This window comes from Pseudomonas taeanensis MS-3 (genome assembly GCF_000498575.2).
Taxonomy (GTDB): Bacteria; Pseudomonadota; Gammaproteobacteria; order Pseudomonadales; family Pseudomonadaceae; genus Aquipseudomonas; species Aquipseudomonas taeanensis.
The window spans coordinates 1,730,830-1,744,595 of sequence record NZ_AWSQ01000001.1 but is presented as its reverse complement, the minus strand read 5'-3'; the positions used below and the strand labels follow the sequence as shown (position 1 = coordinate 1,744,595).

The window sequence follows — 13,766 nt, the reverse complement described above, 5'->3', positions numbered from 1 at the left end:
CAATCCCCCGCCCAGCCACCTCAAGTCTGACTGCGACGCTGAGCCCGCGCCATGCGCTGCGCCTCCTGCCGCACCTCGGCCAGCACCTCCTGCACATAGTCGATATGCCGGTTGGACAACTCCCGCGCCTGTTCGGCCCTCCCCTCGACAATCGCCTCATACAACGCACGGTGCTGACCGATCAGCATGTCGCGGGTCTCGTCGCGCTGGGCGTACATGCCACCAATGTTGGTCACCACGTTACGCTTGAGCAGATCGAACAAGCCGCGAATGGTGTGCAGCAACACCGCATTATGGCTGGCCTCGGCGATGGCCAGGTGAAAGCGCGCGTCGGCAGCACCTTCCTCGGCACGGGTGACCTTGCCGCTGCGACTGTAGCAATCCTGAAGCGCGGCGAAGGCCTCCGCCAGACGCTGACGATCCAACTCGGTAGCGCGCTGCGCGGCGTAATAGGCACAAGAACCTTCCAGGGTATGACGAAATTCCAGCAGGTCGCGCTGCGCCTCCGGGTTGCTTTCCAGCAGGTGCAATAACGGATCGCTGAAGGTCGAGCCGAGCGACTCGGCGACGTAGTTACCACCCCCCTGGCGACTGACCAATAGTCCTTTGGCCGCGAGTTTCTGGATCGCCTCACGCAGCGAGGGCCGCGAGACACCGAAGCGCTCCGCCAACTCGCGCTCGGCCGGTAGCCGCTCGCCGGCCTTCAAGGTGCCTTCGAGGATCATGGTTTCCAGCTGCGCGACGATATCGTCCGACAAACGGCGCGAGCGCACCTGACCTACTTCCATAACTCGACCTCCACTGGTTTGACCACCTGGGATGCACTTATCAGCCCCTTGTAGAGCAAGCCTATAGCGTGCCTAACGACCCTACAAGAACCAGCCCTGCGACCAAAGTCGTAAGCCTGCTAATTGACAGCCACAAGCCTGCACTTCTAACCTTAGCCCGGCACCTTGTAAATTGGTATTACCAATTTAATCATCTTTAAAACAACTCCAAGACGCTGATGAGGTCTCTCCATGCTGGCTACACGCAAAACATTCGTTGCACCGCTGCACCCGCATCCCACCCTGCGCGCTGCGCGCCGCTAGGGAGAAGCCGATATGTCATCTGGTCTTCTCGCCCTGCTCGCCTTCTCCCCCATTCTGCTCGCCGCCATTCTGCTGATTGGCCTGCGCTGGCCGGCCAAACATGCCATGCCCCTGGTTTACCTGCTGACTGCCGCAGTGGGTCTGCTCGCCTGGGACATGAGCTTCAACCGGGTACTGGCCTCCACCCTGCAAGGATTGTTGATCACCCTCGGGCTGCTGTGGATCATCTTCGGCGCCATTCTGCTGCTCAACACCCTCAAGCATTCCGGTGGCATCACCGCGATCCGTGCAGGCTTCGCCACGATCAGCCCGGATCGTCGCATTCAGGCGATCATCATTGCCTGGTTATTCGGTTGCTTTATCGAAGGGGCCTCAGGCTTCGGCACACCCGCTGCGATTGCCGCACCATTGCTGGTGGCCATCGGCTTCCCGGCGATGGCTGCGGTGCTGATGGGTATGTTGGTGCAAAGTACGCCGGTGTCCTTCGGCGCCGTGGGCACACCGATCATCGTCGGGGTAAACACCGGTCTCGACTCAGCGACGATCGGCGCACAGCTGGTTGAACAAGGTTCGTCCTGGGCGCAATTCCTGCAACTGATCACCAGCGAAGTCGCCATTGTCCACGCCATCGTCGGCACCGTGATGCCCTTGGTGATGGCGATGATGCTGACCCGCTTCTTCGGTCGGGAAAAAAGCTGGAAGGTCGGCTTGCAAGTACTGCCCTTCGCGATTTTCGCCGGGTTGGCCTTCACCATTCCTTACGCCCTCACCGGCGTGTTCCTCGGCCCGGAGTTCCCCTCACTGGCAGGCGGCTTGATCGGCCTGGCGATTGTCACCAGCGCCGCACGCTTCGGTTTTCTTGCACCAAAGACCACCTGGGACTTCGCCCCCGCCAAGGACTGGCCGAGCGAGTGGCTGGGTACCGTGGAAATGAAACTCGACCAACTCACTGCCAAACCGATGAGTTCCCTGCGCGCCTGGCTGCCCTACGTACTGGTCGGTGTTGTGCTGGTGATCAGCCGCGTAGTGCCGGAGGTGACTGCCGCGCTGAAAGCCGTTGTGCTGAATTTCCCCGACTTGCTGGGTGAGGTCGGCGTCAGCGCCAACTTCCAACCGCTGTACCTGCCGGGTGGCATTCTGGTTGCCGTGGTTCTCGCGACGTTCTTCCTGCATGGCATGAGGGTTCGCGAATTGGCTACGGCGGTGAAAGAGTCTTCCCGGGTATTGCTCAGCGCCGGCTTCGTCTTGCTGTTCACCGTGCCGATGGTGCGCATTCTGATCAACTCGGGCGTCAACAATGCCGAACTCGCCAGCATGCCGATTTTGATGGCGCGCTGGGTGGCCGATAGCGTCGGCGGGATTTACCCGCTGCTGGCCCCGAGCATCGGAGCGCTGGGCGCCTTCATCGCCGGCTCAAACACCGTCAGCAACATGATGTTCAGCCAGTTCCAGTTCGGCGTGGCCAGCAGCCTGGGCATCTCCAGCGCACTGATCGTCGCGGTGCAAGCCGTTGGCGCGGCGGCCGGCAATATGGTCGCCATCCACAACGTGGTGGCGGCCTCGGCCACAGTCGGCCTGCTGGGTCGCGAAGGCAGCATCCTGCGCAAGACCATCTGGCCTACCCTGTATTACGTGCTGTTCACCGGGTTGATTGCCCTGCTCGGCATCTACGTATTGGGCATCAGCGATCCCTTGAACGGCGGCTGAGATCAACGCCTGTGCGCCCCGGAATTGTCAGGGCGCACGTCATTCACGCCCAGTAACCGCCAGACAGACCGTTAGTCTCAATGTGTAAGGCACTGCGCCGAGGGCGAGAACTGCCTTGGCCTGCTCTGCCCCTCTTTCTGATCCAGGATGAGTCCAATGATCATTTCTGCCTCCACCGACTACCGCGCCGCGGCGCAACGCAAACTGCCGCCCTTCCTGTTCCACTACCTCGACGGCGGCGCCTATGCGGAACACACACTCAAGCGCAACGTCGCGGACCTGGCCGACATCGCCCTGCGCCAGCGCGTGCTGCGCGACATGTCCGAACTGAGCCTGGAAACCCGCCTGTTCAATGAGACCCTGGCGATGCCGGTAGCATTGGCCCCCGTAGGCCTGGCCGGCATGTACGCCCGCCGTGGCGAAGTACAGGCGGCCAGGGCGGCCGCGGCCAAGGGCATCCCCTTCACCCTGTCCACCGTGTCGGTGTGCCCGATCGAAGAAGTGGCGCCGGCCATCGACCGACCGATGTGGTTCCAGCTCTATGTGCTCAAGGACCGCGGCTTCATGAAGAACGCCCTGGAGCGGGCCAAGGCCGCCGGCGTCACCACCCTGGTGTTCACCGTGGATATGCCGGTACCGGGCGCCCGCTACCGTGACGCCCACTCAGGCATGAGTGGACCCAACGCACCGCTGCGCCGGATGCTGCAGGCCATGACCCATCCGAGCTGGGCTTGGGATGTTGGCCTGCACGGCCGCCCCCATGACCTGGGCAACATCTCCATCTACCGCGGCAACCCCACCGGCCTGGCCGACTACATCGGCTGGCTGAGCGAGAATTTCGACCCGTCGATCTCGTGGAAGGATCTGGAGTGGATTCGCGAATTCTGGGACGGTCCGATGGTGATCAAGGGCATCCTCGATCCCCAGGACGCCAAGGACGCGGTGAGCTTTGGTGCTGACGGCATCGTCGTGTCCAACCACGGTGGTCGTCAACTCGACGGCGTCCTGTCCAGTGCCCGTGCGTTGCCGATCATCGCCGATGCGGTCAAGGGCCAACTGGCGATCCTCGCCGACTCGGGCATCCGTACCGGCCTGGATGTGGTGCGCATGCTCGCCCTTGGCGCTGACACCGTGCTGCTCGGCCGCGCCTTTATCTACGCCCTGGCCACGGCTGGCGGCGCCGGGGTGAGCAACCTGCTGGAGTTGATCGAGAAAGAGATGCGAGTGGCCATGGTGCTGACCGGCGCCAAGTCGATCGGCGAGATCAGCGCCGATTCGCTGGTGCGCGAACTGACCCACACTGCCCCCTGACCTCTGGAGCCCGCATGAGCCTGCCTACCGCCTTCCTTGCCGCCGTCGAGCGCCTGATCCCGCGCGAACGGCGCTTTGACGACCCACTGTCGACCCTGGCCTTTGGCACCGACGCCAGCTTTTACCGGCTGATCCCCAAGCTGGTGGTGCGCGTCGAAGCGGAAGACGAAGTGGTGCAATTGCTCAAGCTGGCCGACGCCGAGCGGGTGCCGGTGACCTTCCGCGCCGCCGGCACCAGCCTGTCCGGCCAGGCGATCAGCGACTCGCTATTGATCGTCCTCGGCGACCACTGGAACGGCCGCGAAATCAGGGCCGATGGCGCCCAGATTCGCCTACAACCGGGGGTCATCGGCGCTCAAGCCAACGCCGTACTGGCGCCTTTCCAGCGCAAGATCGGCCCGGACCCGGCCTCGATCAATGCCTGCAAGATCGGCGGCATCGTCGCCAACAACGCCAGCGGCATGTGCTGCGGCACCGCGCACAACAGCTATCACACCCTGGCCGGTATCCGCCTGGTATTGGCCGACGGCAGCGTGCTGGACACCGAAGACAGTGCCAGCATCGCGGCCTTCCAGGCCAGCCATGGCCAGCTGCTGGAGCAACTGGCCGAGCTCGGGCGACAGACCCGTGCCAACAGCGAGCTGGCCGCTAAGATTCGCCACAAGTACCGCCTGAAAAACACCACAGGCCTGTCACTCAATGCCCTGGTGGATTTCTTCCAGCCGCTGGATATCCTCAGCCATCTGATGGTCGGTTCCGAAGGCACGCTGGGCTTTATCAGCGCGATCACCTACGACACTGTGCCCGACCACCCACACAAGGCCAGCGCACTACTGGTGTTTCCCGACGTGGACAACTGCTGCCGCGCGGTGACAGTCCTGAAAAGCCAGCCGGTCTCGGCAGTGGAACTGCTCGACCGGCGCAGCCTGCGCTCGGTGGAAAACAAAGCAGGCATGCCCGAGTGGGTCAAGGCGCTGTCGAGCGGGGCCTGCGCCCTGCTGATCGAGTCGCGCGCCGCCAGCCAGAGTCTGCTGCACGAACAGCTCGAGCAGATCATGCACTCGATTGCCAGCTTCCCGCTGGAGAAGCGGGTGGACTTCAGCGAAGACCCGGCGACCTACAACCAGCTGTGGAAGATCCGCAAAGACACTTTCCCTGCCGTCGGTGCAGTACGTCAGACCGGCACCACGGTGATCATTGAAGATGTCACCTTCCCGATCGAACAGTTGTCCGAGGGCGTCAATCGCCTGCTCGCCCTGTTCGACCAACATGGCTATGACGAAGCGATCATTTTTGGCCACGCCCTGGAAGGCAACCTGCACTTCGTATTTACCCAGGCTTTCGAAACACCGGAGCAGATCGCCCGCTACTCGGCGTTTATGGACGCAGTGGCGCAATTGGTGGCGGTGGAGTTCGGCGGCTCACTGAAAGCCGAACACGGCACCGGGCGCAACATGGCACCCTTCGTCGAGCTCGAATGGGGGGCTGACGCCTACAAGCTGATGTGGCAGATCAAGCGCCTGCTCGATCCGCACGGCATTCTCAACCCGGACGTGGTGCTCAGCGAAGACCCACAGATTCACTTGAAACACCTGAAGCCACTGCCGGCCGCGAATGAGATCATCGACAAATGCATCGAGTGCGGCTTCTGCGAACCGGTGTGTCCATCCAAGGGACTGACACTCAGCCCACGCCAACGCATCGTTATCTGGCGCGATATTCAGGCGAAAAAACGCGCAGGGATCGATACCACAGCACTGCAGCGCGACTACCAGTACCAAGGCCTCGACACCTGCGCTGCTACGGGGCTGTGTGCCCAGCGCTGCCCGGTGGGGATCAACACCGGCGACCTGGTGCGCCAGTTGCGCGCAGACACCGCGCACCACACCGGCACCGCCAACTGGCTGGCCGAGCATTTCGCAGCGTCCCTGAAAGGCGCACGCTTCAGCCTCATGACGGTCAATGGTCTGCATAAACTGCTGGGCTCCGCGCTACTGGAGAAAACCTCGACGGGCCTGCGCAGACTGTCTGGCAACCGCCTACCGCAGTGGACAGCAGCCATGCCGCAAGCCGTGCAGCCGATCCGCTTCAGCCCGCCTACCGCCGATCAGCGCCCACGGGTGGTTTATCTGGCCGCCTGCGTGTCCCGCGCCATGGGGCCCGCGCTCAGCGACCGCGAACAAATGCCGCTGCTCGACAAGACCCGCGCGCTACTGGAGAAAGCCGGCTTCCAGGTGGTGTTCCCGGAGAATCAAGACAACCTCTGTTGCGGTCAGCCATTCGCCTCCAAGGGCTATGCCGAGCAGGCCAACAGCAAACGCCAGGAGCTAATCGACGCGCTACTCAAGGCCAGTCGCGGCGGCCTCGACCCGGTCTATTGCGACACCAGCCCCTGCACCCTGCGCCTGCTGCAGGACGGCCTTGATGAACGGCTTAAACTGCATGATCCGGTGAAATTCATCCGCGAGCATTTGCTCGAACGCCTGGAATTCACGCCACAGGACAAACCCGTAGCGGTGCATGTCACCTGCAGCACCCAGCACCTCGGCGAAGCCCAGGGGCTGCTCGATATTGTCCAACGCTGCGCCAAGCAAGTCGTGGTTCCCGAAGGCATCCACTGCTGCGGTTTTGCCGGCGACAAAGGCTTCACTACCCCGGAACTCAACGCCCACTCGCTGCGCGGACTGCACAGTGCGGTGCAGAATTGCGAGGAAGGTATTTCCACCAGTCGCACCTGCGAGATTGGTCTGAGCCATCACGCCGGCATCGATTATCACGGCCTGGTCTATCTGGTGGATCGCGTCACCCGCCCGCGGATCTGACTCATCAAGACCTGATTTTTCAACTTGTGAAATGTCATCTCGACGCAAGATCGATCACGGTCAAGCCGAATACCCTCATCAGGAAAAACTGAACTTAGCCTGCCGATCGGCAGTCAGCTTTTAAGCCTGAATGATTTAGGTGGATATAGACCTCGGCTGTTTGGCGCGCCCTGATAAGGCGCGCGGCGCCGAGAGACTATCAACGATGAGAGGACTATCAGATGAAACGTACTGCCCTGTTTTTTACCGTCGCCGTGCTCGCCTCCCCCGCGTTTGCAGCTGAAGACTTATGCACCGTCAAGATGCAGGAACTCGATAACAGCATGACCGTGATAGAGAACTTGGGCTCTCCCCTCAAGGAGCAAGTCGAAGAGCACAAAATGATGGCCGACAAGGCCAAAACCATGGGCGACACAGAGGCCTGTGCTACACATGCAACCAAGGCCTTGGACCTATTGCAGGAAACCGGCGGTGAAGCCAGTTAGACCTAGCGAAGCAGCCTTGAACGCACAAGACNGTCTTGTGCGTTCAAGGCTGCGCATGCGAGTCCACAACTTGTTTTTCGCCCTGTTTTTTCTAGAGTGAAAGCACATCACTAGAGGAGAAATGCCATGCGCCGTCTTGCCGTTTTCCTGACCACCGCCCTGCTCAGCACGTCACTCTGGGCCATGCACTGCCCTGCGGACATGGCGAAAATCGACGCCATGCTGAGCAGCCATCCACCCAGCGATGCCGCCGTACTGGCCCAGGTGCAGAAGCTCCGCGCAGAAGGTGAGGAGTTGCACAAATCGGGTAACCACAGCAAATCTGTCGAGGTGCTCGGCAAAGCCCTGCAACTACTCGAAGCCAGCGAATAAACTTCGGGCCTTCCAGTATTAACAACCCGCCAGCGCTGTTAGGCAGTTTCAATTTATCGGCCTAACAGCGCCTCATAAAACCACCTCCCTACGCCACCTTGTTGTCGGCACTGACAGCACGGACTATTGCCACCCGCTAAATCCAGGCCAGCCACTGCAAGGCCTATTACTCCGGCGCAGCCGCGCTTGGCAAGTCAATCCAGAACCGGCTCCCGCTGCCAGCGGTGCTATGAAAACCCATCTCGCCACCCATCAAGCTGGACAACTCGTGGCACAGCACCAGACCAATGCCGGTTCCAGGTATGTTCGAGTTCTCCCGGCCCAGGCGTTGGAACGGCTGGAATAGCTGAGCCTGCTGCTCGACAGTCAGCCCCGAGCCGGTATCCTCGACCCACATCCGCACACAATCCGAGCGTACTTCGTAACCGAGACATATCAGCCCCTGCGGGCCGTTGTACTTGATCGCATTCGACAGCAAGTTGAGGATCACCTGGCGTAAGCGCCGCTCATCGGCCTGGACATACAAAGACGCATCGGTCGCGGCCATCATCTGTAATTGCAAACCCCGCTGCTGGACCTCTGGCTGTACCAGCTCGGCACAACCTTGCAACAACGCCCCTACTTCCACCGGCTGTAATTGCAGCTGCTGACGACGGTTTTCGATGCTCGACAGGTCGAGAATGTCATCGACCAGAGAGGTCAGGTGACGGCTGGCCCTGACAATCTCCCGCGCGTAATCCGCCTCCTGCTGAGCATCCGGCTTTTCTTGCGCCTCCATTTCGATCAATTGACCAAAGCCAAAAATAGCGTTCAACGGCGTGCGCAGCTCATGGCTCATGCTCGACAAGAAACGGCTTTTGGCCTGACTCGCGGCCTGAGCCTCCAGGCTCGCGCGACGCAACTCCTCCTGCACCTGTTTGAGGCGCGTGATATCGACATGGGTACCGGCAATACGCAAGGCCCGGCCCTCGGCATTGCGCTCCAGCACTTTGCCGCGACTCAGAAGCCAAGCGTATCCGCCCTGCGAGTCGGCATAGCGATACTCGGCCTCGAAATCATCTTCGCCACTGGCCGCGAATAGCTGACGCAAATGACGGATGCGCTCCAGGTCATCCGGGTGCACGCGCAAGTTGAACTCACTGAAACTCATGCATTCGACCGTCAGGCCAAAGCGCTTGAGGAAGCGCTCGCTGAGCTTGATGGTCATGTTCTGCGCATCCACCTCCCAGAGACTCTCTGTAGTGCTTTCCAGCACCAGCTGCAGAATGCTCTTTGCCTCCTGGCGCTCGGTCTCGCTGGCCTGCAATTGCTCACCGGTCTGTTGCACTGCCTGGGCCATGAAAGCCAGTTCCTCGATCTGGCTGCTCGGCGCACTGGGGTGAAAATCGCCTTGCCCAAGCCGGCGCATCATTCCGACAACGCCGGCAATCGGCTGCGCCAGCTCATCGCTCAAACGGCGCGAGCGCATCCACATCCAGGCGAAAAACAACAGATAGAACAGGGCCAAACCGCCGATCAACAGATAACCGATCTGCAAATAGCGCTCAGCCAGCCGGTTGGTTTCGCTGAAAATACTATCCTCATCCACTACCAGCAGTAGGCGCCAACCAGTTTGCGGAATCTCGCTCCAGGCCACCAACTGCTTGCGGCCACCGAGCAGGACCTCCTGAACATGCCCCTGCCCATCCGCCATGGCCTGCAACAGCGGCTGCATATCCGCACGCTTGCTCAGATTGAAATCCTCAGGCTTGAGCACCTCGCGACGCACCGCCTCATCGTAGGAGTACTGGGTCAGCTCACGCAGCCCAAAGTCTTGCTCCCCTGCCTGTGGCAACGCCATGATGTTGTGGTCGCGACTGACCAGCATGGCATAACCCTGCCAGGGCACATCCAGCTCACCGATTTCGTTGAGCATTTGCCCGACGGTGATGTCCAGCCCCACCACCCCCTCGAGAAAATCATTGCGGTACACCGGCGCGATCACCGACATCATCCAGCCCAGTCCCGCCGGATCCAGATAGACATCAGTCCACGCCACCTTGCGCTCCGGGTTGTGCTGAGCGTCGGCGAGGTAATAGAAGTTGTAATCCGGTATCACAAGATCGTGCGGATACTGCTCAGGCGTCATGAAGAATGGATAAATACGGTTATAGCTGTCCCAACTGTTGAAATAGATCGCCGCGACCAGAGGATTGGCCGCACGGATTGAGCTCATCAGCGGATCGAGCTGTGACAGGCGCAAGGCCTTGGCCCTATCCTGCTGCTCCGGCGGGGTGCTATTGGCGTAGAACGAGGCCGCTCTACCATCGTCGGTACGGCTGTAGAACACCCCATTGGCAGTCGTGGCATGCCGCCGACGCTCCACCTCATCGGGCTGAAAGTCGGTGTTTTGCAAGGCCCGCTGCGCAGCATCACGGAAAACCTGAACCTGCGACTCGGCTGAACGCAGGCGGCTGTCAATGATCTGCCCCTCTCGTACCACCGCCGCAGACAAATCTTCCAGCGCGCTCTGCTGCAAATGCTCAATCTGCGCGTCACGAATAGCCGCATTGCTCAGCAAGTAGACTGTAATTAATACCGATTCCACCAGAATCAGCGGAATCAATGCACTCTGTACGAACGCGCGCCAAATCCACTGACGCAAGGGGTAACGCGACTCGCGCGACATAGTAAGGTCTCTTCCCAAAGACATTGCTGCAGCTCTAGCCCACAATCATAGCCGCACTCTGCCTACAGCGTCCGCTGGACAATCGCTGGGTCGACGCTGCGCAACCTTTGCCGTACACTGAGCACCTAGCTTCACGCACTACTGTTTTGGGGCCGATTAGGATTCGACGCCGGTAACAAAACTCGAGGGGCATGCCGAGTTGGTAACAGAACTCGTAAATAAACTGTTGCAAAAATCCATAATTGCCAATGATGACAATTACGGTGCTCAACTAGCTGCGTAAGCAGCCTAGTCGCACTTCTGGTAGCTTCGGCTCCAGCAATCATTAGGGGATGTCTGTAAACCCGAAATGATTGTCATGCAGAACAGAATCGCCGCGTAGTACGTTGTGGACGAAACGGCTAAACATTACACAACTCGCCCAAAGCACCCTGCCCGTCGGGCGGCCAAGGGTTAACTCAGTAGACACGGCTAAGCATGTAGAACCAACAGCGGAGTACTGGCGGACGGGGGTTCAAATCCCCCCGGCTCCACCATTTTGTCTTCCCAGGAAGACCCAGAAAAGCCGTAAAGCCTAGATAAATCAAAGCGTTACGGCTTTTTTATTGCCCACGTTTTCCCACCTAATCCCAGGGCATCCCACGGTTGACGGGGGCATATATGGGGGCATAAAACGCTCATCAGCTCGCTCGGAGAGGATGTGCCCCCAATGCCCCTGAAAGACATCAACTGCCGCAACGCCAAACCCCAAGACAAGCCTTACCGCCTGTATGACGAGCAGGGTTTGTACCTGGAAGTGCAGCCCAACGGAGGCCGTTACTGGCGCTTGAAGTACCGTTTTCTGGGAAAGGAAAAACGCCTGGCGCTTGGCGTTTATCCAGAGGTCGGCCTGCAGGAGGCCCGGCGCAAGCGTGATGATGCTCGTGTCCAGCTCGCAGGTGGCCATGACCCGTCGCTGCAAAGACGCATGGCCAAGGTGGTCAGCCAGCTCGATCACCAGCACACCTTTGAATCGGTCGCTAAGCAATGGCTCACTATTCGCGAGTCATCCTGGGATCCGGAGTACACCCGCACGGTGCGGCAGCGCCTTAAGCTCAACGCCTACCCCTGGTTGGGAAAGCTACCAATCAGCAGCATCAACACGCCCATGCTGGTCGAAAATCTGCAACGCATTATCAAGCGCGGCGCTCGCGAGACGGCGCGTCGTGTAGCCCAGATCTACAAACAGATTTTCGAGTTCGCCGAAGCTGCCGGCATCACCCCTCCCAACCAGATTGGGAATCTATCACGTACGCTCCCAGCCAAGCGGGTGAAACACTTTGCTGCCGTGACCGATCCTGAAAAACTCGGCGCACTGCTCAAAGCACTGGACAGCTACAGCGGAACGATGCCTGTTTGTTGTGCGTTAAAACTGGCCCCGTTGCTGTTCTGCCGGCCCGGAGACCTTCGACACATGGAATGGTCGGAGGTGAATCTGGATGCTGGCGAGTGGTTGATTCCTGGCCAGAAAATGAAGGGCCTTACTGCCACCAAACAGGATCGGCCGGATCATTTGGTTCCTCTCAGCCAACAAGCAGTCGCCGTTCTGCGCGAACTGAAACCACTAACTGGCAGACATCGATATGCCTTCCCATCGGCACGAGGAGGCGACCGACCGATGTCCAACAATGCCGTCCTCAGCGCGTTACGCCGCATGGACATCAGTGGCGACGAAATGACAGGGCACGGCTTTCGTGCGACCGCGAGAACCATAGGTGCTGAGGTGCTGGGGTTTCGCCCCGATCTTCTGGAGCATCAGCTTGCTCACACGGTAAAAAATCCACTGGGCCGCGCATATGACCGAACATCATTTCTGCCAGAGCGCCGCGACATGATGCAGCGCTGGTCAGATTACCTAGATGCGATCAAGGCCTGAGCTCACTGCTTGGGCTTGCAATACCGATCCCCGCTTGGTAAAAATCTGGCATCCCTCGGACGTTCATAGGACTCCATGGGATCGTCACGCTGCCCCGGTTACGGCGTTAAGAATCCGAAGTCCATCTGCTGTTAGCAAATGGACTTTCTGGCCACCTCATCGGGGTATCGCCAGCATCTCGCAGGGCCTTTTGCGCCTGCTCGCCTGCTCGCCTGCAGCAAGGCTGCTAAAGAAACTTACGGACTCCTATTCCGTACCAGCAGGGTCTTTCCTCTCCCCCACGCCAAAGACACAGCCTCAGCTGTCATCCGCACAGCTGCCGCCGGCAATAAATCTCGGAGGCCCGTAGCACTGGGCCCGACAAACGCCCCTGCTTTGCAGTAGGAAAATCCGAGCGCCACTCCCAATACATACGCGTATTGCAGCACTTGAGGACTGCTGCAACGCCACCGCCTGAGCACCAATCAAATGTCAGCACGAACTATTGCACCCAGCCCAGAGGAACCACGTTTCCTACGCCTGCCCGAGGTTGAGCTCGCGGTCGGGAAAAAGAGATCCACGATCTATCGCGACATAGCTGCGGGAAAATTCCCTACTCCATATGATCTAGGCAGCAGCAGATCGGTTGGCTGGCTCAGCACGGAGATATCTGCCTGGATCCTGAGCCGGCCGCGCGTACAGCTACGTGGGAGGCATAACAATGACTAACACCTCCGTCCCACTGCGCGCACAGACCCAGTGGTTTCATGTCTTCAGGGCCATGATTGATCAGGGTGATGTCGCCCGAATCGGGCCCCATGCGTTTACGGTTTATGCCGTCATCAAGGCACACGCCAATTTCGACCATGGATTATCGAAACCGGGCATCCAACGGATTTCCGAACAGTCTGGAGTCAGTCAGGCACAGGTCAAACGGGCATTAGGGGTTCTCGAAAAAGCAGGTTTCATCGCAAAGAAAAAGTGCGGCCGATCTAATCACTACACCCTACGCGAAAAGGTCCAGGTTACTCAGGCCGGCTTACCACATACCGTAGTAACCTGGGATTACGTGCCGGATCGCGCCCAGCAGACCGTTACTGAGCTTAAAAAAGCCATGATCGCTGGCGATCTCGCAAGTACGCGAACACTGAATATCGAGCGCCTGAATATACAAATCAATCTAGCAGGTGGTAATTCCCAGATCGATTTAGGCTCATTGCACACCGACCTAGATCGACTGCCAGCCGGCATTCGAGAAACGCTGCGTAGAAACCTCAATCGCCGTAGCGATCTTATACACAGCTCAGAGTGACACGTATCAACCTGAGCTGTGTACCATCTGGATGGATCTCACCTAGAGCTCCATCGCGCTGGAATCCAGCTCAGGCTGAGCCGCTAAAAAGAAAGAGAAAATAA

10 protein-coding genes and 1 other RNA gene are annotated in these 13,766 nt (G+C 59.5%); 9 read left to right on the top strand and 2 right to left on the bottom strand.

Annotated elements, in window-relative coordinates; all coding sequences use genetic code 11:
- Positions 1-20 precede the first annotated feature (20 nt).
- Positions 21-788 carry an FCD domain-containing protein gene (locus TMS3_RS07625; protein ID WP_025164670.1) on the bottom strand — a complete coding sequence of 256 codons (768 nt, stop codon included), beginning with the start codon at positions 786-788 and terminating at the stop codon, positions 21-23.
- 315 nt (positions 789-1,103) lie between these two features.
- On the opposite strand from TMS3_RS07625, the gene TMS3_RS07620 reads away from it, so the two are divergent.
- The 5 genes from TMS3_RS07620 (at position 1,104) to TMS3_RS07600 (ending at position 7,788) form a co-directional block, all read left to right on the top strand.
- Positions 1,104-2,798 carry an L-lactate permease gene (locus tag TMS3_RS07620; protein ID WP_025164669.1) on the top strand — a complete coding sequence of 565 codons (1,695 nt, stop codon included), beginning with the start codon at positions 1,104-1,106 and terminating at the stop codon, positions 2,796-2,798.
- Positions 2,799-2,954: 156 nt separating this feature from the next.
- Positions 2,955-4,109, top strand: a complete 1,155-nt coding sequence (gene lldD / locus TMS3_RS07615; protein ID WP_025164668.1) for an FMN-dependent L-lactate dehydrogenase LldD — start codon at positions 2,955-2,957, stop codon at positions 4,107-4,109.
- A 14-nt stretch (positions 4,110-4,123) separates the two neighbouring features.
- Positions 4,124-6,931, top strand: coding sequence for an FAD-binding and (Fe-S)-binding domain-containing protein (locus TMS3_RS07610; RefSeq protein WP_025164667.1), 2,808 nt, complete (start codon positions 4,124-4,126; stop codon positions 6,929-6,931).
- A gap of 221 nt (positions 6,932-7,152) precedes the next feature.
- Complete coding sequence (locus TMS3_RS07605) at positions 7,153-7,416, top strand: hypothetical protein (protein WP_025164666.1); 264 nt, start codon at positions 7,153-7,155, stop codon at positions 7,414-7,416.
- A gap of 126 nt (positions 7,417-7,542) precedes the next feature.
- Positions 7,543-7,788, top strand: coding sequence for a hypothetical protein (locus TMS3_RS07600; protein WP_025164665.1), 246 nt, complete (start codon positions 7,543-7,545; stop codon positions 7,786-7,788).
- Positions 7,789-7,954: 166 nt separating this feature from the next.
- Here TMS3_RS07600 and TMS3_RS07595 read toward each other — a convergent pair whose 3' ends face one another.
- On the bottom strand, positions 7,955-10,456 hold the full coding sequence (locus TMS3_RS07595; protein WP_025164664.1) for an ATP-binding protein: 2,502 nt from the start codon (positions 10,454-10,456) through the stop codon (positions 7,955-7,957).
- 148 nt (positions 10,457-10,604) lie between these two features.
- On the opposite strand from TMS3_RS07595, the gene ssrA reads away from it, so the two are divergent.
- The 4 genes from ssrA to TMS3_RS07585 all read left to right on the top strand — a co-directional run bounded on the left by ssrA (position 10,605) and on the right by TMS3_RS07585 (position 13,662).
- Positions 10,605-10,992: a transfer-messenger RNA gene (gene ssrA, locus TMS3_RS24565) on the top strand.
- A 173-nt stretch (positions 10,993-11,165) separates the two neighbouring features.
- Positions 11,166-12,371 (top strand): tyrosine-type recombinase/integrase, encoded by a 1,206-nt coding sequence (locus TMS3_RS07590; RefSeq protein ID WP_025164663.1) that lies wholly within the window; start codon positions 11,166-11,168, stop codon positions 12,369-12,371.
- Between the two features lie 468 nt (positions 12,372-12,839).
- Positions 12,840-13,079 (top strand): helix-turn-helix transcriptional regulator, encoded by a 240-nt coding sequence (locus tag TMS3_RS24560; protein WP_043301784.1) that lies wholly within the window; start codon positions 12,840-12,842, stop codon positions 13,077-13,079.
- Positions 13,072-13,662, top strand: coding sequence for a helix-turn-helix domain-containing protein (locus TMS3_RS07585; protein ID WP_029866196.1), 591 nt, complete (start codon positions 13,072-13,074; stop codon positions 13,660-13,662). Before TMS3_RS24560 ends, TMS3_RS07585 begins: the two co-directional genes overlap by 8 nt.
- Positions 13,663-13,766: the final 104 nt, after the last annotated feature.